The sequence below is a fragment of the Bradyrhizobium sp. URHD0069 genome (assembly GCF_000701345.1).
Taxonomy (GTDB): Bacteria; Pseudomonadota; Alphaproteobacteria; order Rhizobiales; family Xanthobacteraceae; genus Bradyrhizobium.
The window spans coordinates 1-1,446 of record NZ_JNIJ01000126.1; the positions used below are offsets into that span (position 1 = coordinate 1).

The 1,446-nt window shown below is 59.1% G+C and carries 3 protein-coding genes and 1 pseudogene; 1 reads left to right on the forward strand and 3 read right to left on the reverse strand.

The genetic code is table 11. The features are described from left to right. Positions 1–216 (forward strand): annotated as a pseudogene (locus N554_RS41355) (PhnA-like protein); the annotation flags it as partial. A gap of 193 nt (positions 217–409) precedes the next feature. On the opposite strand, the gene N554_RS40600 reads toward N554_RS41355, so the two are convergent. The 3 genes from N554_RS40600 to N554_RS0130560 all read right to left on the reverse strand — a co-directional run. Further along, positions 410–715, reverse strand: coding sequence for a hypothetical protein (locus N554_RS40600; RefSeq protein WP_156042206.1), 306 nt, complete (start codon positions 713–715; stop codon positions 410–412). Positions 716–828: 113 nt separating this feature from the next. Then, on the reverse strand, positions 829–963 hold the full coding sequence (locus tag N554_RS42790; protein ID WP_256378769.1) for a hypothetical protein: 135 nt from the start codon (positions 961–963) through the stop codon (positions 829–831). 243 nt (positions 964–1,206) lie between these two features. Next, positions 1,207–1,446, reverse strand: a 240-nt coding sequence (locus tag N554_RS0130560; RefSeq protein ID WP_029586908.1) for a DUF892 family protein, incomplete at its 5' end; no start/stop codon positions are given.

The following is a 1,446-nucleotide window of genomic DNA, read 5'->3' on the forward strand; positions in this document are numbered from 1 at the left end:
CAGGTTGCGGAGTACCAACAGCAGTACAAAGAAACGATTGCCAAAACCAAAGAACAAGCAAAGCAGGCGGCGGATACAACGGCCAAGACGGTGTCGCGGGGAGCGCTGTTCGGTGCCCTGGCTCTTCTGCTGGGCGCTTTGGCTGCGTTTTTTGCGGGCCGAGCTAGCGCCGTAACACCAACGGTGACGAGAGGATCAGAACGGTCATTCGCTTGAGCCGGTAGATCAAAGCGGACTCGGGAGCTGAACGGCAGGCGATCGGTTGGGCCCGCATTGGTCGGCTGCCTGCATCTGGCCTTTTCCCCCAGGGTCCTCTCGCTCCATTGCTTGGAACTACGCTGGTCTACGCGGAGAAGGTTGGATCCCAGTTCCTCTCCCTCCGCCAACTTCAGCGCATGCACCCGGTGTGCTAGCGGGGTTTTCCGCCAGCTTCCGATCCGCCGCTGCTGGTCCCACTGCTCGAACCCGTCGTTGGCTGGCTGCTGCTCGAGGGCGGTTGACCGGGAGGATGGCTAGAAGCCCCCGGTTTTTCTTGATCCGCCACATATCCGGATGCTCCGGAGTCGCGGGTCTTGATGCCTTTGTCCGCATCATCCTGCATCTGTTGGCCGGGCTGCATCTTTTCACTAGGCTGTGCTGACTGCTGCGCCGGTGCTGGCACGGTGATCGTGGTTCCAAAGGCGACAATCATCATGACGAGAATTGAGGTTCGCATCAGCTACCTCCTATTGTTTTCCTCTCTGCACAAACGCACGAAACAGCGAATGTTTCCTCAAAGCGCACGTTCTATTTCGTCGAGGAAAGTGATCTCTGAAAAACTAGGCAGCCTCAGTGGCGGCCTTCGCAGTCGATATCGCGCGCCAGCTCCCACAGCCGCAAGATGATGGCAGCCTGATCCGTGGAGATGCTGTAGAGATTACAGTTCACCGAACCTGTAGGGCCGTGCGACGTGGCTTTCAGCATGCTCAACGTTTTTCATGCGGTAGCCTGCCGCGAACACAACAAACAAAAAACAGTAATGCTCGCCAAGAGTTCCCATCCCTGCACCGCCCTGAAATGCCGCTCCACCCGGGAGGGCGGGCGACATGGCGCTCGTGCACATGTGAAGCCGCCGATGGAGCAGCAGATTACGCCTTACGCCTGGGTGCATCCGGGAGATCATCATAAGGCATACGGTGCGCCGCTCGTAAAGCGCGTCCCGTTTCGCTACTCCGCGCGCTCGACTGTCGCCTGCTCGATCGCCGCCGGCATTTTTGCTACCGACATCAGCGATCGCGCGACCTGATTGAGAAGCTGGTCAGCGTTTTCCTCCTCGGCGAGCGATTTGGACAATAGCGCCACGATCGCGCTGTGCCGGAGCTGCTGGGCGAGATTGCGGGCGGTGGTATAGCCGGACATTTCGTAATGCTCGACGCGTTGCGCCGCGCCGATCAATGCAAGATCGGC